The sequence below is a fragment of the Pseudomonas sp. NPDC089530 genome (assembly GCF_050280705.1).
GTDB lineage: Bacteria > Pseudomonadota > Gammaproteobacteria > Pseudomonadales > Pseudomonadaceae > Aquipseudomonas.
In genome coordinates this window covers 1-21,022 of sequence record NZ_JBNNVU010000058.1, presented here as the reverse complement: position 1 = coordinate 21,022, position 21,022 = coordinate 1, and the positions used below count along the sequence as shown (strand labels likewise).

22 protein-coding genes and 1 pseudogene are annotated in these 21,022 nt (G+C 67.7%); 13 read left to right on the top strand and 10 right to left on the bottom strand.

Features of this window, described 5'->3' with window-relative positions; genetic code table 11:
* Positions 1-17 precede the first annotated feature (17 nt).
* The gene (locus tag ACQKQA_RS20275) at positions 18-188 is read right to left on the bottom strand and encodes a metallothionein (protein ID WP_427561461.1); all 171 of its coding nucleotides are present in this window, start codon (positions 186-188) and stop codon (positions 18-20) included.
* A 334-nt stretch (positions 189-522) separates the two neighbouring features.
* Between ACQKQA_RS20275 and glcD the strand changes: the two genes are divergently transcribed.
* The 4 genes and pseudogenes from glcD (at position 523) to ACQKQA_RS20255 (ending at position 4,769) form a co-directional block, all read left to right on the top strand.
* The gene (gene glcD / locus ACQKQA_RS20270; RefSeq protein ID WP_427561459.1) at positions 523-2,022 is read left to right on the top strand and encodes a glycolate oxidase subunit GlcD; all 1,500 of its coding nucleotides are present in this window, start codon (positions 523-525) and stop codon (positions 2,020-2,022) included.
* A pseudogene (gene glcE / locus ACQKQA_RS20265) lies at positions 2,022-3,087 on the top strand (glycolate oxidase subunit GlcE). Before glcD ends, glcE begins: the two are co-directional and overlap by 1 nt.
* 17 nt (positions 3,088-3,104) lie before the next feature.
* On the top strand, positions 3,105-4,355 hold the full coding sequence (glcF, locus tag ACQKQA_RS20260; protein WP_427561456.1) for a glycolate oxidase subunit GlcF: 1,251 nt from the start codon (positions 3,105-3,107) through the stop codon (positions 4,353-4,355).
* A gap of 12 nt (positions 4,356-4,367) precedes the next feature.
* Positions 4,368-4,769: a heme-binding protein gene (locus tag ACQKQA_RS20255; protein WP_427561454.1), complete on the top strand. Its 402-nt coding sequence runs from the start codon at positions 4,368-4,370 to the stop codon at positions 4,767-4,769.
* A 10-nt stretch (positions 4,770-4,779) separates the two neighbouring features.
* On the opposite strand, the gene ACQKQA_RS20250 is transcribed toward ACQKQA_RS20255, so the two are convergent.
* Both ACQKQA_RS20250 and ACQKQA_RS20245 read right to left on the bottom strand, forming a co-directional pair.
* Positions 4,780-5,232, bottom strand: coding sequence for a DMT family transporter (locus ACQKQA_RS20250; RefSeq protein WP_427561451.1), 453 nt, complete (start codon positions 5,230-5,232; stop codon positions 4,780-4,782).
* A 2-nt stretch (positions 5,233-5,234) separates the two neighbouring features.
* Entirely contained in the window at positions 5,235-5,738 is a 504-nt protein-coding gene (locus ACQKQA_RS20245) for a DMT family transporter (RefSeq protein ID WP_427561448.1), read from the bottom strand.
* Positions 5,739-5,854: 116 nt separating this feature from the next.
* Between ACQKQA_RS20245 and ACQKQA_RS20240 the strand changes: the two genes are divergently transcribed.
* Positions 5,855-6,787, top strand: a complete 933-nt coding sequence (locus tag ACQKQA_RS20240) for a LysR family transcriptional regulator (RefSeq protein ID WP_427561445.1) — start codon at positions 5,855-5,857, stop codon at positions 6,785-6,787.
* A gap of 13 nt (positions 6,788-6,800) precedes the next feature.
* On the opposite strand, the gene ACQKQA_RS20235 is transcribed toward ACQKQA_RS20240, so the two are convergent.
* A complete protein-coding gene (locus tag ACQKQA_RS20235; RefSeq protein ID WP_427561442.1) occupies positions 6,801-8,120 on the bottom strand; it encodes an Nramp family divalent metal transporter in 1,320 nt (439 codons plus the stop codon).
* Between the two features lie 230 nt (positions 8,121-8,350).
* Between ACQKQA_RS20235 and ACQKQA_RS20230 the strand changes: the two genes are divergently transcribed.
* The 3 genes from ACQKQA_RS20230 (at position 8,351) to ACQKQA_RS20220 (ending at position 10,796) form a co-directional block, all read left to right on the top strand.
* Complete coding sequence (locus ACQKQA_RS20230; protein ID WP_427561440.1) at positions 8,351-9,136, top strand: helix-turn-helix domain-containing protein; 786 nt, start codon at positions 8,351-8,353, stop codon at positions 9,134-9,136.
* Between the two features lie 62 nt (positions 9,137-9,198).
* Positions 9,199-10,104, top strand: coding sequence for an aromatic amino acid exporter YddG (gene yddG / locus ACQKQA_RS20225; RefSeq protein ID WP_427561437.1), 906 nt, complete (start codon positions 9,199-9,201; stop codon positions 10,102-10,104).
* Positions 10,105-10,217: 113 nt separating this feature from the next.
* On the top strand, positions 10,218-10,796 hold the full coding sequence (locus ACQKQA_RS20220; protein WP_427561434.1) for a hypothetical protein: 579 nt from the start codon (positions 10,218-10,220) through the stop codon (positions 10,794-10,796).
* Positions 10,797-10,805: 9 nt separating this feature from the next.
* Here the strand turns inward: ACQKQA_RS20220 and ACQKQA_RS20215 are convergent, their stop codons facing one another.
* The 6 genes from ACQKQA_RS20215 to ACQKQA_RS20190 form a co-directional block, all read right to left on the bottom strand.
* A complete protein-coding gene (locus ACQKQA_RS20215) occupies positions 10,806-11,522 on the bottom strand; it encodes an alpha/beta hydrolase (RefSeq protein WP_427561431.1) in 717 nt (238 codons plus the stop codon).
* A gap of 54 nt (positions 11,523-11,576) precedes the next feature.
* Positions 11,577-12,689, bottom strand: a complete 1,113-nt coding sequence (locus ACQKQA_RS20210; RefSeq protein WP_427561428.1) for a succinylglutamate desuccinylase/aspartoacylase family protein — start codon at positions 12,687-12,689, stop codon at positions 11,577-11,579.
* A gap of 341 nt (positions 12,690-13,030) precedes the next feature.
* Positions 13,031-13,810: an ABC transporter substrate-binding protein gene (locus tag ACQKQA_RS20205; RefSeq protein WP_427561426.1), complete on the bottom strand. Its 780-nt coding sequence runs from the start codon at positions 13,808-13,810 to the stop codon at positions 13,031-13,033.
* A gap of 326 nt (positions 13,811-14,136) precedes the next feature.
* Positions 14,137-14,901 carry a precorrin-6A synthase (deacetylating) gene (gene cobF, locus ACQKQA_RS20200; protein ID WP_427561422.1) on the bottom strand — a complete coding sequence of 255 codons (765 nt, stop codon included), beginning with the start codon at positions 14,899-14,901 and terminating at the stop codon, positions 14,137-14,139.
* Positions 14,902-14,989: 88 nt separating this feature from the next.
* Complete coding sequence (locus ACQKQA_RS20195; RefSeq protein ID WP_427561419.1) at positions 14,990-15,553, bottom strand: histidine phosphatase family protein; 564 nt, start codon at positions 15,551-15,553, stop codon at positions 14,990-14,992.
* An 84-nt stretch (positions 15,554-15,637) separates the two neighbouring features.
* Entirely contained in the window at positions 15,638-16,195 is a 558-nt protein-coding gene (locus ACQKQA_RS20190) for a DUF4865 family protein (RefSeq protein WP_427561416.1), read from the bottom strand.
* Positions 16,196-16,289: 94 nt separating this feature from the next.
* Here ACQKQA_RS20190 and ACQKQA_RS20185 point away from each other — a divergent pair, with 94 nt between their 5' ends.
* From ACQKQA_RS20185 to ACQKQA_RS20165, 5 genes are all read left to right on the top strand, one after another.
* Positions 16,290-17,156 (top strand): LysR family transcriptional regulator, encoded by an 867-nt coding sequence (locus tag ACQKQA_RS20185; RefSeq protein ID WP_427561413.1) that lies wholly within the window; start codon positions 16,290-16,292, stop codon positions 17,154-17,156.
* Between the two features lie 168 nt (positions 17,157-17,324).
* Positions 17,325-18,179 (top strand): MurR/RpiR family transcriptional regulator, encoded by an 855-nt coding sequence (locus tag ACQKQA_RS20180; protein ID WP_427561410.1) that lies wholly within the window; start codon positions 17,325-17,327, stop codon positions 18,177-18,179.
* Positions 18,180-18,181: 2 nt separating this feature from the next.
* The gene (locus tag ACQKQA_RS20175) at positions 18,182-18,826 is read left to right on the top strand and encodes an isochorismatase family cysteine hydrolase (protein WP_427561407.1); all 645 of its coding nucleotides are present in this window, start codon (positions 18,182-18,184) and stop codon (positions 18,824-18,826) included.
* Positions 18,823-20,169 (top strand): glutamine synthetase, encoded by a 1,347-nt coding sequence (locus tag ACQKQA_RS20170; protein WP_427561405.1) that lies wholly within the window; start codon positions 18,823-18,825, stop codon positions 20,167-20,169. Before ACQKQA_RS20175 ends, ACQKQA_RS20170 begins: the two co-directional genes overlap by 4 nt.
* Positions 20,153-20,905 carry an N-formylglutamate amidohydrolase gene (locus tag ACQKQA_RS20165; protein ID WP_427561402.1) on the top strand — a complete coding sequence of 251 codons (753 nt, stop codon included), beginning with the start codon at positions 20,153-20,155 and terminating at the stop codon, positions 20,903-20,905. The genes ACQKQA_RS20170 and ACQKQA_RS20165 overlap by 17 nt, the downstream gene beginning before the upstream one ends.
* Positions 20,906-21,022: the final 117 nt, after the last annotated feature.

The following is a 21,022-nucleotide window of genomic DNA, read 5'->3' as shown; positions in this document are numbered from 1 at the left end:
CCGCCGGCCTCAAGCCGTCAGTGGTGCACGCCCTTGGCGCAGTCGCAGCCTTCGGTGGAGGCGCAGGGTTCGCCGTTGGCGTGGTGGCTGGCACAGGCCTGGCAGCAGTAGTGCTTGCCATGACGCACGATGGCATGGGCGCCGACCTTGCAGGTGCAACCCGGGCAGGCACAGGTATCGCTGGACATGGTGTGACTCCTTTGTGGTGGTCATCGACGACGCGATGGTTACCGCGTCTCTAGCAGTGTAGTGACTGCCCACCGCCCCCACTGCCCCGCGGGTCGCGGCCCCTGCGCCCTGCGCTGGCATGACCCGTCATGGGGCAACAACCGTCCGAGCAAGTCCCGCCGCCATCCTTTTGAAATGCCGGGATTTTTATCGCAAACCCGGCCTGTACCACGGGACAAACCGGCTCGACCGGCTATGGGTCCCGTGGACAGCAAGGCCCGCCGGGCCAATGATGCAATGCAGCGGCCCGCCCGCGACCGCCCATAAAAACCACTCAGGGGTCGTTAGCCTCCGATGAATATCCTTTACGACGAACGCGTCGACGGCGCGCTGCCCAAGGTCGACAAAGCGGCACTACTCGACGCGCTGCGCCAGCGCCTGCCCGACCTCGACCTGCTGCACCAGACCGAGGATCTCAAGCCCTACGAATGCGACGGCCTCTCGGCCTATCGCACCACGCCCATGTTGGTGGCCCTGCCGCGACAGGTTGAGCAAGTCCAGGAACTGCTGCGGATCTGCCATGAACGCCGGGTGCCCGTGGTCGCCCGGGGGGCCGGCACCGGCCTGTCCGGCGGCGCCCTGCCCCTGGAGCAAGGCGTGCTGCTGGTGATGGCGCGTTTCGACCGGATCCTGCAGATCGACCCCGCCGCCCGCACCGCCCGGGTCCAGCCCGGGGTACGCAACCTGGCGATCTCCCAGGCCGCCGCGCCGTTCGGCCTGTATTACGCCCCCGATCCGTCCTCGCAGATCGCCTGCTCCATCGGCGGCAACGTCGCGGAAAACGCCGGCGGCGTGCATTGCCTGAAATACGGCCTGACCGTGCACAACCTGCTCAAGGTGGAAATCCTCAGCATCGAGGGCGAACGCCTGACCCTGGGCAGCGACGCCCTGGACGCCCCGGGCTTCGACCTGCTGGCGCTGTTCACCGGTTCCGAAGGCCTGCTGGGGGTGATCACCGAAGTCACGGTCAAGCTGCTGCCCAAGCCACCGCTGGCCAAGGTGCTGCTGGCGGCCTTCGACTCGGTGGAAAAAGCCGGCCGCGCGGTGGCCGACATCATCGCCGCCGGCATCATCCCCGGCGGCCTGGAAATGATGGACAACCTGGCGATCCGCGCCGCCGAAGACTTCATTCACGCCGGTTACCCGGTGGACGCCGCCGCCATCCTGCTGTGCGAACTGGACGGCGTGGAGGCCGATGTCCACGCCGATTGCGACCGGGTCCGCGCGGTGCTCGAACGGGCCGGCGCCACCGAGGTGCGCCAGGCCCGGGACGAGGCCGAGCGGGTGCGTTTCTGGGCCGGGCGCAAGAACGCCTTCCCGGCGGTGGGCCGGTTGTCGCCGGACTACTACTGCATGGACGGCACCATTCCGCGCCGGGAATTGCCGGGGGTGCTCCAGGCCATCGCCGCGCTGGCCGCCGAATACGGGCTGCGGGTGGCCAATGTGTTCCATGCCGGCGACGGCAACATGCACCCGCTGATCCTGTTCGACGCCGCCCGGCCCGGGGAGCTGGAACGCGCCGAAGCCCTGGGCGGCAGAATCCTCGAACTGTGCGTGGCGGTCGGCGGCAGCATCACCGGCGAACACGGGGTCGGCCGGGAGAAAATCAACCAGATGTGCGCCCAGTTCAACAGCGACGAACTGACCCTGTTCCACGGGGTCAAGGCGGCCTTCGACCCCGGCGGCCTGCTCAACCCCGGCAAGAACATCCCGACCCTGCACCGCTGCGCCGAGTTCGGCGCGATGCACGTGCACGCCGGGCAACTGCCCTTCCCCGACCTGGAGCGTTTCTGATGACGGCGCATGCGGACAACGACGCCAGCGGCGCGCTGCTGGAACAGGTCGAACAGGCGTTGGCCGGCAACACCCCGCTGCTGATCCAGGGCGGCAACAGCAAGGCCTTTCTCGGGCGGATGACGGCTGGAGAAGTGCTCGATACCCGCGCCCATCGCGGCATCGTTCGCTACGACCCGACCGAACTGGTGGTGACGGTGCGTACCGGCACGCCGTTGTCGGAACTGCTGGCCGCCCTGGACGCCGCCGGGCAGATGCTGGCCTGCGAACCGCCGGCCTTCGGCGACGGCGCCACCGTCGGCGGCATGGTCGCCAGCGGCCTGTCCGGCCCACGGCGGCCCTGGGCCGGCTCGGTGCGGGATTTCGTCCTCGGCAGCCGAGTCATCACCGGCACCGGCAAGCACCTGCGCTTTGGCGGCGAGGTGATGAAAAACGTCGCCGGCTACGACCTTTCGCGTTTGCTGGTGGGCAGCTACGGCTGCCTCGGGGTGCTCACCGAAGTGTCGCTCAAGGTGCTGCCCCCCCCCCCGCCAGTGCCTCGGCCTGAGCCTGGAAATGGACAGCGCCAGGGCCCTGGCCCGGCTCGCCGAATGGGGCCGGCAGCCACTGCCCATCAGCGCTGCCAGCCACGACGGCCAGCGCCTGCACCTGCGCCTGGAGGGCGGCGCAGGCTCGGTGAACGCGGCCCGCGACCGTCTGGGCGGCGAGCCGCTGGCCGCCGAGTACTGGGCCGACCTCAACGAACAACGGCTGGCGTTTTTCGACGAGGGCCTGCCGCTGTGGCGCCTGTCGCTGCCCAACAACTGTGGCCCCCTGGAGTTGCCCGGCGAGCAGTTGATCGACTGGGCCGGCGCCCAGCGCTGGCTGAAATCCGCCGCCCCGGCCGAGCGCATCCGCGACCTCGCCAGCCGCGTCGGCGGCCACGCCACCTGCTACAGCCACGGCCTGGTGGACAGCCCCTTCCAGCCGTTGCCGGCGGTGCTGCTGCGCTACCACCGCCAGCTCAAGGCGCAACTGGACCCGCAAGGGATCTTCAACCCCGGCCGGCTCTATGCCGAGCTCTGACCCCAGGGACCCGACGCATGCAAACCACCCTGAGCGAACAGGCGCGCCAACTACCCCGCGCCGCGGAGGCCGAGAGCATCCTGCGCACCTGCGTACACTGCGGCTTCTGCAACGCCACCTGCCCCACTTATCAACTGCTGGGCGACGAACTGGACGGGCCACGGGGGCGCATCTACCTGATCAAGCAGGTGCTCGAAGGCCACCCACCCACGGCCAAGACCCAACTGCACCTGGACCGCTGCCTGACCTGCCGCAACTGCGAAACCACCTGCCCGTCCGGGGTGGATTACCACAACCTGCTGGACATCGGCCGCGCCGTGGTCGATGCCGCCGTGCCCCGGCCCCTCGGTCAGCGCCTGTTGCGCCAGGGGCTGCGGGCCCTGGCGCCGAACCCGGCGCTGTTCAGGGCGCTGCTCGGCACCGGCGCCACCTTGCGTCCGTGGCTGCCCGAGGCCGTGCAAGGCAAGCTGCCGCGCCAGGTCCAGCCGGCCAAGACACGTCCGGCCACGGCCCATGCGCGGCAGGTTTTGCTGCTGGAAGGTTGCGTGCAAGCGAGCCTGTCGCCCAACACCAACGCCGCCACGGCGCGGGTCCTCGACCGCCTGGGCATTGCCGTGACCGCGGTGGCCGAGGCCGGCTGCTGTGGCGCCGTGGATTACCACCTGGACGCCCAGGAAGCTGGCCTGGAACGGGCCCGGCGCAATATCGACGCCTGGTGGCCGCACCTGGAGCACGGCGCCGAAGCCATCGTCCAGACTGCCAGCGGTTGCGGCGCCTTTATCAAGGATTACGGCCATCTGCTGGCCGGCGACCGGCGTTATGCGGCCAAGGCCGAACGGGTCAGCGCCATGGCCCGGGACCTGGTGGAGGTGCTGCGCGACGAGCCTCTGGAACAGTTGCACGCCCACTGCGACCGGCGCCTGGCCTTCCACTGCCCCTGCAGCCTGCAGCACGGGCAGAAACTCGGCGGGGCCGTGGAGTCGCTACTCAAGCGCCTGGGTTTCGAACTCACCGAGGTGCCCGACAGCCACCTGTGCTGCGGTTCGGCGGGCACCTACTCGCTGACCCAACCCACCCTGGCGCGGCAGCTGCGGGACAACAAGCTCAATGCCCTGGAAAGCGGCCGCCCCGAGGTCATCGCCACGGCCAATATCGGCTGCCAGACTCACCTCGACGGCGCCGGCCGCACCCCGGTGCGGCACTGGATCGAACTGGTCGAGGCCGCCCTGCCGCCGCTGCATTCTTCCCAGCAACCCGCTACCCCCTGAAAGGAGCACGCCATGCACAGCAAAGCCATCCTGGGTCATCGCGAAGTCCAGCGCATCCTCATCGCCGCACGGGATGAAGCCGAACGCAACCAGTGGCCGGTGAGCATCGCCATCGTCGACGACGGCGGCCACCCGCTGGCCCTCGAACGCCTGGACGGCGCCTCGCCGATCAGCGCCTACATCGCCCTGGAAAAAGCCCGCACCGCGGCCCTCGGGCGGCGCGAATCCAAGGGCTACGAAGAGATGGTCAACGGCGGCCGCACCGCCTTCCTCTCCGCCCCCCTGCTGACCTCCCTGGAAGGCGGCGTGCCGGTGCTGTTCGACGGCCAGGTGATCGGCGCCGTCGGCGTGTCCGGGGTCAAGTCCGGGGAGGATGCGCAAGTGGCGCGATTCGCGGCGCAGGCGCTGGACTGAAACGCCCCCGTCAGACCTGCCGGGCATTGCTGCGATACATGAACAGCAGGGCCAGGGCCAGGCAGACCATGGCCAGGAGCCGGCCGTGGGAGAGTTCGATGGCCGGGTTGCCCAGCCAGCCGAAATGGTCGATCAGCATGCCCATGCCCAACTGGCCGACGATCACCGCCACAGTCGCCACCGCCGTGCCCACCCGGGGCACCGCCCCCACCATGACCATCATGTAGACCACACCGAACAGCGCGCCGGTCAGCTGCCACTTGGGCACCTCCAGCAGGCTCATGGCCTGGGCCGGCTCGAAGAACAGGATCAGCAGCGCAGTGCTGACGGCCCCTACCACGAAGGTCAGGAGGCTGCTGCGCAAGACCCCGACCGTCTCGCCCAGACGGCCATTGATGGCCGCCTGCACACTCAACACCGCCCCCGCGGCCACCACTACGATCAGCAACAGAATCAGGCTCATGTTCAACCTCGGGCAATCAGGACAAGGGCGGCGACGATCAGCGCCAGGGCCATCCAGCGTTCGCCGTCGACCCGCTTGCGGGCGCTGCCGAACCAGCCGAAATGATCGATCAGCACACTCTTGCCGACCTGGCCGGAGAGAATCGCGATCATGGTCATGGCGATGCCGATATGGGGAGTGGCCAGGGTCAGCACCACCACGTACAGCGGCCCGAGAAAGCCGCCGATCAATTGCCAGCGCGGCAGCTCGCTCAGCGCCGGGCCCTGCTGTGGCCCACTGAACAGCAACAGCAGGAACAGGATCGCCGAACCGACGCCGAAAATGCTCAGGGTCGCCCACAGGTGACCGACCTGCACGCCCAGCGGGCCGAGCAACCCGGCTTCGACCGACAGGCCCATGCCGGCGAGGATCACCAGGGGTAACAGCAACAGGCGCACACCCGGCCGGGTCGTCGCCGCGACTTGCTCCGGGCGCGCGCTATCAAGATCGAGAGAGGATGTTGGCATGACGGACCTGCATCGAAGGTGGAAAGGATGGCGGGCATTATCGATTGCCGATCCTTTGCGATAAATGGGACTATCCAGACAACACCTTTGCGCATTGCGCACAGAAAGGACTCAGCATGCAAGGCTTCAACGAACTGGGCTTCAAGGCCCTGCGCCTGTTCGTGGCCGTACTCGACCACGGCAGCTTCTCCGAGGTGGCACGCCGCGAAGGACTGGCGCCGTCCTCGATCTCGCGCCAGATCCAACTGATGGAACAGGCCCTGAGCCAGCAGTTGCTGTATCGCCACACCCGGGCGGTCAGCCCCACCGAAGCCGGGCGCCTGCTTGGCTACTACGCGCGGCGGGTCCTGGCGCAGTGGGAGGAAGCCGAGCAGGCCCTGCAGGAACAGGAAAGCGAGCCCAGCGGGCTGGTGCGGATCAACGCGCCGGTGGTGTTCGGCCAGCGTCATCTGTCGCCCTGGCTGGGCGAGCTGTGCCGGCGCTATCCGAAACTGCAACTGGATATCCAGCAGACCGACAGCTACGTCGACCCGTTGCTGGAAGGCGCCGACCTGCTGTTCCGGATCGGCACCCTGGCCGACTCCGGCATGCAGGCGCGCATCCTCGCGCCACAGCGCTACCGGGTGGCGGCCAGCCCGGCCTACCTGGCCGCCCACGGCACCCCGCAGCATCCCGAACAACTGGTCGACCATCAGTGCCTGGCCTACAAGGGCGAGACCGGTCAGCAGCGCTGGTTTTTCCGCAAGGGCAAGCGGGAATGGACCCCCTGCAACGTCAAGGGCGCCCTCACCGGCAACCACGCCGACACCCTGACCCAGGCCGCCGAACAGGGCCTGGGGCTGGTGATGTTTCCGTCATGGCTGATCGGCGAGGCCCTGCATCAGGGGCGGCTGGTGGCCTTGTTCGAGGATTACCAGGTGGCCACCAGCCTCGAACCGCAACAGATCGCCGCCCTCTGGCCCGGTAGCCGGCGCCTGTCGGTGAAGGTCAGGACCGTGATCGACTTTTTCGTCGAGAAGTTCGGGCCGGTGCCCTATTGGGATCGATGAGCCCGGGACAACCTCACACCACCAGTTGCGCGATCAACCAGGCATTGGCCCCGCTGATGACGGCGAACAGGCTCCAGGCGAGGACCCGGGTCGGCCAGCGGTTGACGAACACGCCCATCAGTCGCGGGTCGCTGGTCATGCGGATCAGCGGGTAGAGGGCGAACGGCAGTTGCAGGCTGAGCACCACCTGGCTCAGCACCAGCAGCTTGCCCACCGCGCCGTCGCCCATCAGCCACACGCCGACGAAGGCCGGCACCAGGGCCAGGCCGCGGGTGATCAGGCGGCGCTGCCAGCACGGCAGGCGCAGGTTCAGGTAGCCCTCCATGATGACCTGGCCAGCGATGGTGCCGGTGAAGGTCGAACTCTGCCCCGAGGCCAGCAAGGCCACGCCGAACAGCACGCTGGCCAGCGCCCCGCCCACCAGCGGGTCGAGCAGGTGGTAGGCGTCCTGTAGCTCCACCACGTCGGTGTGCCCGCTGCCGTGGAAGGCCGCGGCGGCGAGGATCAGGATCGCTGCGTTGACCAGCAGCGCCAGGGCCAGGGAACCGATGGTGTCGATGCGTGCCAGCTTGATCGCGTCGCGCCGGCTGGCCTCGTCCTGGCCCACCAGGCGGGTCTGCACGATGGAGGTGTGCAGGTACAGGTTATGCGGCATCACGGTGGCGCCGAGGATGCCGATGGCCAGGTACAGCGGCGCCGCTTCACCGATCGCCGTCAGCGACGGCGTGAAGCCCCGCGCCACGTCCGGCCAGTAGGGCTTGATCAATAGCAGCTCGACGAAAAAGCACAGGCCGATGGTGCCCACCAGCACCAGCATGATTGCCTCCAGGCGGCGGAAGCCACGGTTCTGCAAGGCCAGGATCAGCAGGGTGTCGAAAGCGGTGATGACGATCCCGGTGCTCAACGAGACCCCGAGCAACAGGTGGAAAGCCAGGGCACAGCCCAGGACCTCGGCCAGATCGGTGGCGATGATCGACACCTCCGCCAGCAGCCACTGGGTGCGCGCCGTGCGGGTGCTGTAGCGCTGCCGGCAGAGCTGCGCCAGGTCGCGCCCGGTGGCAATGCCCAGGCGCGAGCACAGGCACTGCACGGCCATGCCCGCGAGGCTCGCCAGCAGCACCACGAACAGCAGGTTGTAGCCATAGCGGGAACCGGCCTCGATGGCCGTGGCCCAGTTGCCGGGGTCCATGTAGCCGATGGAGATCAGCAGGCCGGGGCCGGCGAAGCGCAGGATGCGTTTGAGCAGCGGTGCCTTGGGGTCGACGACTATGGTGCCGGCGACTTCCGGCGGGCAGAAGGGAGCGGTACCGATTTTCGGGAGAGTGAATTTCACGCGGGCATCCGGAAGGCTGGAACGGTGGCCCAGCTTAGAGGTTTCAGCGAACCGGCCCAAGCCTCGATAGCGCCCTTCGGGCCCCGGGTGTGGAGGGGGCGCAAGCCGGGAACGTAGTGGCCTATCGTTGTTTTCACGAGCAGAGACAATTCCAGGCCGGAAACAACCGGGCATCGAGCAAGGCAAGGCTCTTCAGGCATGATGCCCCCAGCAATCCACGGAGCAGCCCCATGAACACTCCCTTCGAGCCAACCGTTGCCCTGGCGATGCGCTCGTATTCCGGGCAGGTCGAACTGCACGCCCACGATTTCCAGCAGATCGTGCTGCCGCTATCGGGAGCGATGGAGATCGAAGTGGACGGCCGTGGCGGCCGGGTCGACGCCAGCCAGGGGGTGCTGATTGCGCCGGGCGCCCGCCATGCGTTCCTGGCCGAGCGCCGCAACACCTTTCTGGTGCTCGATATCCCCACGACCGAAAACCCAGGCACCGGCCAGCCCCTGGGCGATACCCGCTTCTTCGCCCTCGATCCGCAGATCCGCCACCTGCTCGGCTATGCCAGCCATAGCGGCGCACTGCTGAGCGCTTCCAGCCGGGCCGCCGAAGCCTGGAGCAGTCTGCTGCTGGGCTGTCTCGCCCGCCCGGTGCCGGCCGCGCCGCAGCGGCAGGCCCTGGCGCGGGCCCTGGCCTATATCGAACAGCACCTGGGCAGCCCACTGAGCGCCCGGGCCATCGCCCGCGCCGCGGGGATCGGCGAGCGCAGCCTCTACCTGTTGTTCGAGCGGGACATGCACAGCACCCCCTTCGCCTATATCGCGACCTTGCGCCTGAACCACGCCATCGACCTGCTCGGCCAGACCCGGTTGCCCATCAGCGAGATTGCCCAGCGGGTCGGCTACGCCGATCAGAGCGCCCTGACCCATGCCCTGAAGAAGTCGCGCAACACCACCCCTGCGGCTCTGCGCAAGGCCGTTCGCGAAGCACAGACGCAGACTGGAACAAGATTTCCGCAGGCCTGAGCAATACCGCCGTCGCGAGCGCTTCTATGCTGGCCACACTCTCCTCGCCCTGGTGTGCCTCCATGACTGCATTGCGCTCCACCGCCCTCACCCCCTCGCGCAGCGGCGCCGCCACCGTCATCGGCGTGATCGCGATCGTCCTCTGGTCGTGCCTGGCCCTGTTGACCACCCTCACCGCCGGCATTCCGCCATTTCAGTTGCTGACCCTGAGCTTTGCCGTGGCCTGCGGCGCCAGCCTGGCGCTGCTCGGGCTGCGCGGACGCGCCGGGTTTCGCGGCTGGCGTCAGCCCTGGCCGGTATGGGCGCTGGGGTTCGGCGGGATCTTCGCCTACCACGCGTTGTATTTCTTCGCCCTGAAAGCCGCGCCGGCCGCCGAAGCCAGCCTGATCGCCTACCTCTGGCCATTGCTGATCGTCCTGCTGGCGGCCAGGAGCGGCGGCGAACGCCTGCGCGCCAGGCAACTGACCGGCGCCTTGCTGGGGCTGGCGGGCACCGCGCTGATCATGCGCCAGCGCGCATCTGACCCGAGCGGCGCGATGCCGGTCGCGGGTTATCTGGCGGCCTTCGCCTGCGCCCTGGTGTGGTCCGGCTACTCGGTGCTCAACCGGCGCTTCAGTGCCGTGCCCAGCAGCCTGATCGGCGGTGTCTGCGGGCTGGTGGCCGTGGCCGGGCTGCTGTGCCACCTGGCTTTCGAAAGCCCGGTACAGCCGGACCTTATGCAATGGCTGGCCATTCTCGGCCTGGGGCTGGGCCCGGTCGGCCTGGCGTTTTTCGCCTGGGACCACGCCACCAAGCACGGCAACCTGCCCACCCTCGGCGCCCTGTCGTACCTGGCGCCGCTGATCTCCACCCTGCTGCTGATCGGCATCGGCCAGAGCCAGGCCAGCCCGTGGCTGCTGGTGCCGGCGCTGCTGATCATTGCCGGGGCGGTGCTGGCCACCTCGAAGGCGCGCTCCACGGGCGCTTGAGGTGCTCGCCCTGCGCCCTTCCATCCGAAACTTCGCGCCCGCGAATATCCCGCTGGAGTGCCGCGCGTACGCCGTGGGAAGATGCGCGCCCCCACGCTCACTGGAGTATCTGCATGTCCCTGTTCGGTAAACACGCCGCGGTCCTGGTCCTGGCGGCGCTGGCCGGTTTCGGCGCCCTGGACGCGTCCGCGGCCCAGCCGACGAGCAAGAAAGCCAAGGTCGAGAAAGTCTCGCTGCTCGGCGGCAAGTTCAGTTTCAGCCTGCCCAAGGGGTTTGTCGCCAACCCGCTGCCGGCCGGCGACGAGGCCAGCGGTACCGCCGGCGCCACCGGCACCATGTACACCAACGCCCAGACCAAGACCGTAGTCATCGCCGCCGAGAACCTGATCCCCGATGCGGTGCAGGCCAAGGACAACGACGCGCCGTTCCTCGATAGCGCGGTGTCGGGTTTCCTCTCGCAGCAGGCGGCGGCCCTGCCGGACTTCAGCAAGCAGAGCGAAAAAAGCATGACCCGCTCCGGCCTCGGCCTGCGCCAGATCGACAGCACCGCGACCCAGGGCGGCGGCATGACCCAGAGCTCGACCCTGCTGGCCGGCTCGGGCAACCGCATGGCGGTGGTGCAGGTGATCTCGCGGATCAACGACAAGGCCAATCACGACAAGCTGGTCAGCCAGATCGTCGGCAAGCAGTAAGGCTGCGGTTCAAGGGTTGAGGCTGAGCAGCCAGTGCTTCAGATCCTCGACCTCGGTGTCGCTGATGCCGTGGCCGATCCCCGGGTAGGCGTGGAACTGCGGGCTCAGGCCCAACCCGCGCAACAGGCGGTCGGCCTCGGAGCCGTCGCTATAAGGCAGGCGCTTGTCCGCCGTGCCATGGGCGATGAAGATCGCCAGCGGCTCCAGGCCCTTGCCCGACTTCAGCTGCGAACGCAGCACCGGCAGGATCTTCCCGCTCAGCGCGGCGATCCCGCGCACCGCCTGGGGATGGCGCAGCCCCACCTCGTAGGACATGATCGCCCCCTGGCTGAAGCCCACCAGGAACACCCGGTCGGCGCGGGTCTGGTACTTGGCGAGCGCCTGGCGGACAAACTCGCCGATCAGCTTGGCGCTGTCCGCCAGCTCCAGGGTCACACCGTCATAAGGGCCCTCGCCCTGCCTGTGAAACCACTGATAGCTGCCCTCTTCCAGGGTCTGCGGCGCCCGCACCGACAGGTAGGTGTAAGCCACCGGCAACGAATCCTTGAGGTCGAACAGATCCTCTTCGTTGCTGCCGTAGCCGTGGAGGAAAATCACCAGGGGCCGGTCGCGGGAATCGGCCGGGGCCTGTTCCAGGTAAGGCAGCGGCAAGTCGTCGAGCAGTACGTCTTGGGCCTGTGCAGTGGCCGACAGGCACAGCATCAGCAGGGCCAGAAACTTGAACATGGGGTGTCCTCAAATGTGACCCGTCCGCTCCCGCAGGGGCCGGCTGGGTGTGCCTCAATCGTTACTCAGCTTGCCGCTGCGGATCGGTTCGCGGCCGGCGACCTTGGCCTGCCAGATGCCGGGCTCGGTATAGCGGCTGCGGTCCAGGGCGAACAGCACGCCGCTGGTGGCGGCGCGCACCACGGTGACAAGGTCCTGCAGCGGGTCGACCACTTCGAAGATGGCGTCGCCCTGCTCCACCCATTCACCAGCCTCGCGCAGGAAGCTGACCACCCCATGGTGCGGGGCGAACAGGTACTGGGTGCCCTCGAACGGCATGCCCTCGCAACAGCTGTCCGGGACGGCGGGCCATTGGCCGTCGATAAACCCCTGCTCGGCGAGAAAGCCCAGGATCGCTTCGCCGTTGGCCTGGGCCTGCTCGACCCGGGTGTCGCCCATGCTGCCCAGTTCCAGGGTGGTGGCGAGGTTGGCCGACGGGATCGCCGCCTTCGGGAAATCCCGGGCCAGGCGCAGCCAGGGCGTGGAGCAGGACTCGTCGAACGAGCGGCCGCCGGAGTCTTCGCAGAGCAGCGCCACGCCAGCCTTCAAGCGCGCGGCCAGGGATTGCCATTGCGGCCAGTGCTGGGGCAGCGCGTAGAGGTGGATCGCCGCTTCGAAGTCGCAGTGCAGGTCCAGGGTGATGTCGGCGTCGCAGGCATGGCGCAACAACAGGCGTTGCAAGGCTTCGAGTTGCGAAACCGGGGCCGGCAGGCGGTCCAGGACCTGGCCCATGGCCTGGCGGATCAGGACGACGTTGGCCGCCGCATCGCTGCCCAGGCGGTCGCCGATCAGGTCGCCCACCGGGCCGCTGAGCTCGACGAAGGCGCGGTTGAAATTCTTCCCGCTACCGCTTTCGAAACGCCCCAGGTGGCTGCTTTGCAGATGCTGGTCGAGGCCGATGGGGTTGGCCACCGGCACCAGTTCGATCACGCCCTTGAGCTGGCCCTGGGCCTCCAGCTCGCCCAGGCGTTTTTTCAGCTCCCAGGCGGTGCGCATGCCCGGCAGTTCGTCGGCGTGCAGGCTGGCCTGGATATAGACCTTGCGGCTGCCGCTGCCAAAGCGGAACACACTGAGCTGGCGCTGAGTGCCCAGGTGGCTCCAGGGCAGGGAATGGTCGATGCGTTGCATGAAGGGCTCCGGCAAAAGTGGCGGGCGGCGGGGTCGTAGACTGAGGCATTTGCGCCGGCATGAAAAGATCGGCGGCCGGTCCTGGGTATCGCTGCCACGGCAATTTACTGTAGCCGCTGTCGAGCCTTGGCGAGGCTGCGACCGCCTGCGTAGCAGGCGCTGGGTCAGGCGACACCCTCAATCCGGCACACCGCGTCGTCAGGCTTTACGGGGCTTCGTCGGAATGCCGCCCACCTCGATCGCAGCCTCGCCAAGGCTCGGCAGCGGCTACAGGAGTTGGATCGCGCGCACAAAAAAGGCGGCTCCGTGTGCACGGTAGCCGCCTGGTCCAGCCCGGCGAATTACTCGCCGTACACGTCGAACTTGAAGTACTTGTCCTGCACGGCCTTGTACTTGCCGTTGGCGCGGATTTCGGCGATGGCCGCGTTGAATTTCTCGGCCAGGGCGGTATCGCCCTTGCGCACGGCAATGCCGGCGCCGCCACCGAAGTACTTCGGATCGTTGTACTCGGGACCGACGAAGGCGAAGCCCTTGCCGGCGTCGGTTTTCAGGAAACCGTCGTCGAGGTTGACCGAGTCGGCCAGCAGCGCGTCGATGCGACCGGACACCATGTCCAGGTTGGCTTCCTGCTGCGAGCCGTAGCGCACCAGGTTGATCCCGGCCGGGACCAGCACTTCGGTAGCGAAACGGTCATGGGTACTGGCGCGCAGCACACCGATTTTCTTGTCCTTGAGCTCGGTCAACGGGTCCTTGACCTCGGTGCCTTCCTTCATCACGAAGCGCGCCGGGACGTGGTAGTACTTGTTGGTGAAATCGACGTTCTTCTTGCGATCGTCGGTGATGGTCATGGACGACAGGATGGCGTCGATCTTGCGCACTTTCAGCGCTGGGATCAGGCCGTCGAACTCCTGCTCGACCCAGGTGCACTTCACTTTCATCTGCTCACACAGCGCATCGCCGATATCCACGTCGAAACCGGTGAGCTTGCCGTCGGGGGTCTTCATCGAGAATGGCGGGTAACCGGCTTCGATACCGATGCGGATCGGCTTGGCATCGTCAGCCACGGCGGTCAGGGACAGCATGGACAGTGCCAGGGCACCGAACATTACAAGCTTCTTCATCTATTACTCCCGTAGACGGAGGCTTTTATTGGCAGAAAGTTCGATTGAGGGGAAATCGAAGAGGCCAGCAGTCTAGAGCGGCTCCCAGGCGGCAAATTGCGTTAATGCGACAAATAGTTATAGAAAAACCACAACCGGATCGGGAGGGTTCGAAGACCCCGGGAAACCCTCCCGATCCCCGCTGGTTGGCTGATTTTCGCGCCCGTATTGCGACCCGCCGGTCGCGCTGAAGACGCCCGGGCAGGTTGGGCGCCCCCGGCACATGGCCGCTACCGCTCGGCGGAGAGTTTTCGCATGGCCTTTCGCAGCGTGGTGGCCCTGCCCCACTACTCCTCGGGTTTGCGCAACAGATAGGTATCCATGATCCAGCCATGGGCCTGCCGCGCCGCCTGGCGCACCTGCTGGATCTGGGCGGCGACGTCCCCGAGCCGGCCGGCGATCAGGATCTGCTCCGGCGTGCCCAGGTAGGCGCCCCAGTAGATCTCCAGGTCCTGGTCCGCCAGCTGGCGGTAAGCGTCCTCGGCATCGAGCATCACCACCAGGCTGTCGGCGTTGCTCACCTGCCCCGCCGCCAGCCGCCGCCCGGTGGTGATCTCCACCGAACGGCCGATGCGGTTCAGCGGCACCTTGTGCTGCGCCGCCAGGGCCTGGACGCTGGTGATGCCGGGAATCACTTCGAACTCGAACCCACCGCGGCCGCTGGCCAGGATCGCCTGCAGGATGCGAATGGTGCTGTCGTACAGCGCCGGGTCGCCCCAGGCCAGGAAGGCGCCGGTTTCGCCGTCCGCCAGTTCCTCGTCGATCAGCCGCTCGAAGGTGCGCTGCTTGGCACGGTTCAGTTCGGCGACGCTGGCCGGGTAATCCACCTCGGCGCCGCGCTGGCGCTCCGGGCTTGGCGCCTCGACAAAGCGGTAATTGCGCTGCTCGATATGGCGCTCGCAGATCTCCCGGCGCAGGTCGATCAGCGCGTCCTTGCTCGGGCCCTTGTCCATCAGGAAAAACACGTCGGTACGGTTGAGCGCCTTGACCGCCTGCACGGTGATGTAGTCCGGGTTGCCGGCGCCGATGCCGATGATCAGGAGGGTTTTCACGGGGGGCGTTCTCTTTGGCGGAGCGGAGCTGGAGTATGGCCGGGTTGCGGCGGCGCGTCACAAGGCGGCCGCTGGGCGGCCCACCCCACTAATCGCGCTGGTCCAGGCGCAACCGCCAGCGCCCGTTGAAGCGCAGCTCGACCTGCGCCAGCGGCTCGACATCGATGGCATTGAAACTGGCCAACGGGCACTGCATGACCTGCACCAGCGCCGCGCGGATGACCATGGGATGGGTTACCGCCAGCACATGCCCCGGCCGGTCTACCAGCGACCCTAGCCACGACCCGACCCGCTCGCACAGCTGCGCCACCGACTCGCCGCCATGGGGCGCGCCCTGGCTGTCGGTCAGCCAGGCCTGCAGCGCTTCGGGCTGCTCGCGCTGCAACTCGTCCAGCGCCAGGCCCCGCCAGCGCCCCATGTCGCAGTCGCGCAGCGCCGGCACGCTTTCCACCGCCGCGCCGTACAGCGCAGCAGTCTGCCGCGCCCGCAGTTCCGGCCCACTGAGCAGCCGTGGCGGCCGCTTGAACCCGCCGGCCCGCGAGCCGGCGAGCGCCTGCCAGTCCATCTCCAGCGGCTCGTCCTGGGGGAACCGCGCCAATTTCTGGGCGACGGTGCGGGCGTGGCAGATCAGGGTCAAACGGGTGGCCTGCACGGGGAATCTCTCGACAGTGAATGGACGCGGTCCGGGATATGGCCGCGTTTGTATCATTGGTCGCCGGGGGATTCCTACTGCCGCCTAGGCAATGCCCGGCCGGGCCAGGTACAGCACCTCGTAGCGCTCGGCGCCCCGGGCGCTGTCGGGCACCCCGGCCGACAGGGTAAAGCGCACCAGCTCCCAGGCCTGCAGGTCGAGGGCGACGAACACGGCGAAGGTGTCCGGGTCCTCGGCGAGCGCCTGGTTGTGCCGGGCCAGCTCGGCCAGCAGCGCAGCGCGATCGGCCTTTGGGTCGATCGCCAGTGGCTCGCGGTACAGGGTCCGCGCCTGGGCGGCCCGGCCGCGACGCCAGTCCAGGGGCAGCCAGGATTCGATCTGCGGGCGGCCGAAGGCGTCGATCACGCTGTCGAAACCGCTGCCCATGAGAAACCGCGCGGCGCCCTCCGGATCGGCCCAGAGGTAGATCGAGGCATACAGGTTATGCCCCGCGCCGTGCACGCCCCGCTCCTGCCCGGCGAAGACCTTGAACAGCAAGCCATCGACGTCGTCCCACAAGGGCCCGCGGTCCGCGGCGCGCTGGCGGATCACGCCCATGTCGTAATCGGCCGGCAGGCGGTGTGAATACTGTTTGGCAAACATGGCAGCGCTCCAGTGCTCAAAGGTGCTGCCAGCTTGCGCAGGGCCAGGCATTACCACAAGATATCGCCACATATATCTGTGATAATCATCCGATATGAACGAACCCCTCAGGCCCCTGGACATCGACACCGTGCAGGCCTTCGTGCTGATCGCCGACTTCGGCAGTTTCACCCGGGCCGCCCAGGCCCTGGACACCTCCCAGGCGGCCATCAGCCTCAAACTCAAGCGCCTGGAGGAACGCCTCGGCTATCGCCTGCTGGAACGCACGCCGCGGCATGTGCGGCTGACCCCGGTCGGCGGGCAGTTCATGCTCGCCGCCCGCGAGCTGCTGCGCGCCCACGAGCGGGCCCTGGGCGACATGCAGGCGGCGCCGGCGCGGCGTCTGGTCATCGGCATCAGCGACCACGTGGCCGGCGCCGAGCTGCCGCACCTGCTGAACCGGATCGCCGCCTACGATCCGCTGCTGCTGATCGAGGTGCGCATCGCCTCCTCCAGGGAGCTGACGGCTGCCTTCGACCGCGAAGAGCTGGACGCCGTCATCGTGCGCAACGAAGGCCCGCGCCAGGACGGCGAAGTGCTGGTGGTGGAGCGCTTCGGCTGGTTCGCCGCGCCAACCTGGCAACAGGCGCCGGGCAGCCCACTGCGCCTGGCGACCATGGCCCCGCCCTGTGGCGTGCGGCATCTCGCCGTGCAGGCCCTGGACGACGCCGGTATTGCCTGGACCGAGGTGTTTATCGGCGGCGGGGTCATGGCGGTCTGCGCCGCCGTCAGTGCCGGGCTCGGGGTGGCGGCCCTGGCCCACCGGGTGGCGCCGGCCGGCGCGGTCGAGGTCGGCGAGCGCCTTGGCCTGCCGCTGCTGCCGGTCAGCGAGATCGTCCTGCATGCGCGGCCCACCGACGCCCGCTCCGCGGAAACCCTGCGCGCCCTCAGCGCGGTCTTCCGCGGCACCCTGCCGCGCTGAACCCCAACCCCGGGAAAACGGCGAACACCCATAAAGCAGGGCTCTGATGCCCTCTTTTGGCGCAGGCGAGGGCACTGCCATTTTTCACTAGACATGTAACGTAAATTACATAAATACTGTTTTTACTTTCACTGAAACAAAAACGACATTCGCTAGCACAGGCGCTCCATGCCGTCCCTCAGAGACCAGATCACCGACCCGGCCCTCGACCTCACGCCTTCCGAGCGCAAGGTCATCCGGGCCCTGCTCGACCATTACCCGCGCAACGGCCTGGGGCCCATGTCGCGGCTGGCCGAACACGCCGGCGTCAGCGATCCGACCATAGTGCGGCTGGTGAAAAAGCTTGGTTTCGCCGGCTACGCGCAATTCCAGGAAGCGCTGCTCAGCGACATGGACGCTCGCCTGCGCTCACCCAGCACCCTGCTGCAACCCCGGGCCCATGGGCGCCAGGACGATACCTGGAGCCAATACCTGCAAGGCAGCCTGCGCAGCCTGGAGCAGACCCGCGCCCTGACCCAGCCCGAAGACGTGCGCATCCTGGTGGACTGGCTGCTGGACACCCGCCATCAGGTGTATTGCTACGGTGGGCGCTTCAGCAGCTTTCTCGCCAGCTACCTGCTCAATCACCTGCGCCTGCTGCGCCCCGGCTGCTTCGCCCTGGAAGACAACACCCAATTGCCGGACCGCCTGTACGACCTGCAGCGCCAGGACCTGGTCCTGCTGTTCGACTACCGTCGCTACCAGGCCCAGGCCCAGCGAGTGGCCGCCACCGCCAAGGCGCGGCATGCGCGGGTGGTGCTGTTCACCGATATCTACACCTCGCCGTTGCGGGAACAGGCGGACCTGATCATCAGCGCCCCGGTGGAATCGACCTCGGCCTTCGACAGCCTGGTGCCGGCCCTGGCCCAGGTCGAAGCGCTGATCGCCAGCCTGACCCCGCGCAGCAGCGACCTGGACCGGCGCCTGGAGGGCATCGACGCCCTGCGCAATGATTTCGCCACTCACCTGCTGGAGGACAAATAAGGATGGTCTGCCTTCCCCGCCACTCGCCCCGCGACCTGCCATACACCGTCGATCACACCGCCCTGCTGCTGGTGGACATGCAACGGGCCTGGCTCGAGCCAGCGCTCGACCCGCATTTGCAGGTGCCGGACGCCGAGTACTTCATCCGGCGCACCCGCGAACAGGTGATTCCCAACCAGCAGAAACTCCTGGCGGCCATGCGCGGCGCCCGGCAGAACGTGCTGCACACCCTTATCGAAAGCCTGACCGCCGATGGCCGCGACCGCTCGCTGGACCACAAGCTGTCGGACATGCACCTGCCCAAGGGCAGCCCGCAGGCGGCAATCATCGATGAACTTGCGGCGCAGGAGAACGAAATCATCCTGCCCAAGACCTCCTCCGGGGTCTTCAACTCGACCAATATCGACTACGTGCTGCGCAACCTGCAGACCCGTCACCTGATCGTCGCCGGCATCGTCACCGACCAGTGCGTCGACATGGCGGTGCGCGACGCCGCCGACCGCGGTTACCTGGTGACCCTGGTGGAAGACGCCTGCGCCACCTACACCAACGCCCGGCACCAGGCCTGCCTGAACGCGATCAAGGGCTACTGCTGGATCAGCGATACCCGCACCGTGCTGCGCCGCCTGCAGGAGATGCAGGCATGAGCCGGGTCAGCGAGCCGTTGCAGCCGGTGGCCATGACCACCCTGCTCACCACCGACCTGATCGGCGTCAGCCGTGGCCGCTCGTTCCCCAGTGACGAGCTGGACAGCTACACCAGTGCCGGCTGCGGCTGGGTGCCGGCCAATAGCGCGCTGACCCCGCAGGACCAGATTGCCGAACCCAACCCCTGGGGCGCCCGGGGCGACCTGCGGCTGATCCCCGACCTGGCCAGCCGGGTCCGGGTCGGCAGCGGTCCGGACGCCAGCGCTGCGCCGCTGGACTTCATCCACGCCGACATCTGCGAAACCGACGGCCGGCCCTGGGCCGCCTGCCCGCGCACCCTGTTGCGCGACGAGGTGCAACGCTACGCCGAGCAGTTGGGACTGCAGGTCAGCGCCGCCTTCGAGCACGAGTTCAACCTGCGGCGCGCCGTCGCGCAGCCCGAGCGGCTGGCCTTTTCCCTGCAGGCCCAGCGCCAGGGCGCGGACTTCGGCGGCTGGCTGCTCGCGGCCCTGCGCGCCGCGGGCGTCGAGCCGGAAATGTTCCTCCCCGAGTACGGCAAGCACCAGTACGAAATCACCTGCCGCCCGACCCTGGGCGTGGCCGCCGCCGACCGTGCGGTGAACGTGCGCGAGATCACCCGGGAAATCGCCCGGCAGCTGGGCGACCGCGTCAGCTTCGCGCCGCGGACCGCCGAACACGCGGTGTGCAACGGCGTGCACCTGCACCTGAGCCTGCAGGACCTGGACGGCACGCCGGTGCTGTATGAGGAAGGACGGGCCAACAGCCTGTCGTCCCTCGGCCAGTTCTGGGCCGCCGGGGTGCTCAAGTACTTGCCGGCGCTCTGTGCCCTGACCGCGCCGACGCCGATTTCCTACGCGCGCCTGCAGCCCCATCACTGGAGCGCCTCCTATGCCTGCCTGGGCCAGCGCAACCGCGAAGCTTCGCTGCGCATCTGCCCCACCGTGAGCATCGGCGGCAAGCCGCAAGCGCCGCAGTACAACCTCGAATTCCGCGCGCTGGACGCCACCGCCTCGCCGCACCTGGCCATGGCCGCGGTGCTGATCGCCGGGCGCCTGGGCCTCGAACAGAAGTTGCCGCTACGCGCCGTGACCGACGAAATACCAGCCGACCTGAGCGCGCAGCAGCGCCAGGACCTGGGCATCGTCACCCTTCCGGCCTCGTTGCCCCAGGCGCTGGACCGCCTGCGCGACTGCCCGGAACTGCTGCAAGCACTGCCAGCCCCGTTGCTGGCCACCTATTTCGCCGTCAAACACCAGGAAGTGAAACTGACCGAGCACCTGAGCCCTGCCGAACTCTGTGAACACTATGCCCACCTGTACTGAATCCACCGAGCTGGGGTTGTACACCCGGCCGGCCTACCGGCTGCTGCGGGAAGACGCCGAGCACCCGCTGATCTTGGTCTGCGAGCACGCCAGCCGCTATATCCCGGCGGCGCTCGACGACCTGGGCCTGACCCCGGAAGCGGCGCGGGAGCATATCGCCTGGGACCCCGGTGCCCTGGAGCTGGCCGAGAACCTGTCGCAGACCCTGGGGGCCACCTTGCTGTCGGCCAACTATTCACGGCTGCTGATCGACCTCAACCGCCCGTGCCAGGCCCACGACAGTATCCCGCTGCAGAGCGAGATCTATCAGGTCCCCGGCAACCAGCGCCTCGACGAGGCCACCCGCGAGTACCGGCGCAAGCAGCTGTTTCGGCCCTTCCATGCACGCCTGAGCGCGCTGATCGAGGCGCGCCTGGCCGCAGGCAGGCCGGTGCGGGTGGTAGGCATCCACAGTTTCACCCCGCTGTACTACGGCCAGCGCCGCTCCCTGGAAATGGGGGTCCTGTTCGGCCGCGCCGAGGGTTACGCCCGGCACCTGCTGGAAGGCATGTCGGTGCATGACGTGAAGATCGCCGGCAACGAACCGTACAAGATCGACGCCCTGAGCGACATGACCGTGCCGGCCCACGGCGATGCCCGGGGGCTGGATTCGGTGTTGATCGAGGTGCGCAACGATCTGCTGCGCACCCCGCAGGCCATACAGTGCTGGACGGATTATCTGGCACCGCTGCTGTAACGAAATAAGGCAACGAAATAAGGCAACGAGATAACACAGCGAACCGGCCCCCGGCCGGCGCTGCAAAAGCTGTTTGCTGTACCGGTAGAACAACTATAAAAAACCGCCGTGGCGTGT

Bases quoted from the DNA above. Each gene is read 5' to 3' on its own strand.
- glcD (WP_427561459.1), top strand. From the start codon at position 523: ATGAATATCCTTTACGACGAACGCGTCGACGGCGCGCTGCCCAAGGTC.
- ACQKQA_RS20245 (WP_427561448.1), bottom strand. From the start codon at position 5,738: ATGCCAACATCCTCTCTCGATCTTGATAGCGCGCGCCCGGAGCAAGTC.
- ACQKQA_RS20210 (WP_427561428.1), bottom strand. From the start codon at position 12,689: ATGCAACGCATCGACCATTCCCTGCCCTGGAGCCACCTGGGCACTCAG.
- ACQKQA_RS20220 (WP_427561434.1), top strand. From the start codon at position 10,218: ATGTCCCTGTTCGGTAAACACGCCGCGGTCCTGGTCCTGGCGGCGCTG.
- ACQKQA_RS20230 (WP_427561440.1), top strand. From the start codon at position 8,351: ATGAACACTCCCTTCGAGCCAACCGTTGCCCTGGCGATGCGCTCGTAT.
- ACQKQA_RS20185 (WP_427561413.1), top strand. From the start codon at position 16,290: ATGAACGAACCCCTCAGGCCCCTGGACATCGACACCGTGCAGGCCTTC.
- ACQKQA_RS20190 (WP_427561416.1), bottom strand. From the start codon at position 16,195: ATGTTTGCCAAACAGTATTCACACCGCCTGCCGGCCGATTACGACATG.
- ACQKQA_RS20215 (WP_427561431.1), bottom strand. From the start codon at position 11,522: ATGTTCAAGTTTCTGGCCCTGCTGATGCTGTGCCTGTCGGCCACTGCA.
- yddG (WP_427561437.1), top strand. From the start codon at position 9,199: ATGACTGCATTGCGCTCCACCGCCCTCACCCCCTCGCGCAGCGGCGCC.
- ACQKQA_RS20170 (WP_427561405.1), top strand. From the start codon at position 18,823: ATGAGCCGGGTCAGCGAGCCGTTGCAGCCGGTGGCCATGACCACCCTG.
- ACQKQA_RS20180 (WP_427561410.1), top strand. From the start codon at position 17,325: ATGCCGTCCCTCAGAGACCAGATCACCGACCCGGCCCTCGACCTCACG.
- ACQKQA_RS20175 (WP_427561407.1), top strand. From the start codon at position 18,182: ATGGTCTGCCTTCCCCGCCACTCGCCCCGCGACCTGCCATACACCGTC.
- ACQKQA_RS20275 (WP_427561461.1), bottom strand. From the start codon at position 188: ATGTCCAGCGATACCTGTGCCTGCCCGGGTTGCACCTGCAAGGTCGGC.
- ACQKQA_RS20255 (WP_427561454.1), top strand. From the start codon at position 4,368: ATGCACAGCAAAGCCATCCTGGGTCATCGCGAAGTCCAGCGCATCCTC.
- ACQKQA_RS20240 (WP_427561445.1), top strand. From the start codon at position 5,855: ATGCAAGGCTTCAACGAACTGGGCTTCAAGGCCCTGCGCCTGTTCGTG.
- ACQKQA_RS20205 (WP_427561426.1), bottom strand. From the start codon at position 13,810: ATGAAGAAGCTTGTAATGTTCGGTGCCCTGGCACTGTCCATGCTGTCC.
- glcF (WP_427561456.1), top strand. From the start codon at position 3,105: ATGCAAACCACCCTGAGCGAACAGGCGCGCCAACTACCCCGCGCCGCG.
- ACQKQA_RS20165 (WP_427561402.1), top strand. From the start codon at position 20,153: ATGCCCACCTGTACTGAATCCACCGAGCTGGGGTTGTACACCCGGCCG.
- ACQKQA_RS20250 (WP_427561451.1), bottom strand. From the start codon at position 5,232: ATGAGCCTGATTCTGTTGCTGATCGTAGTGGTGGCCGCGGGGGCGGTG.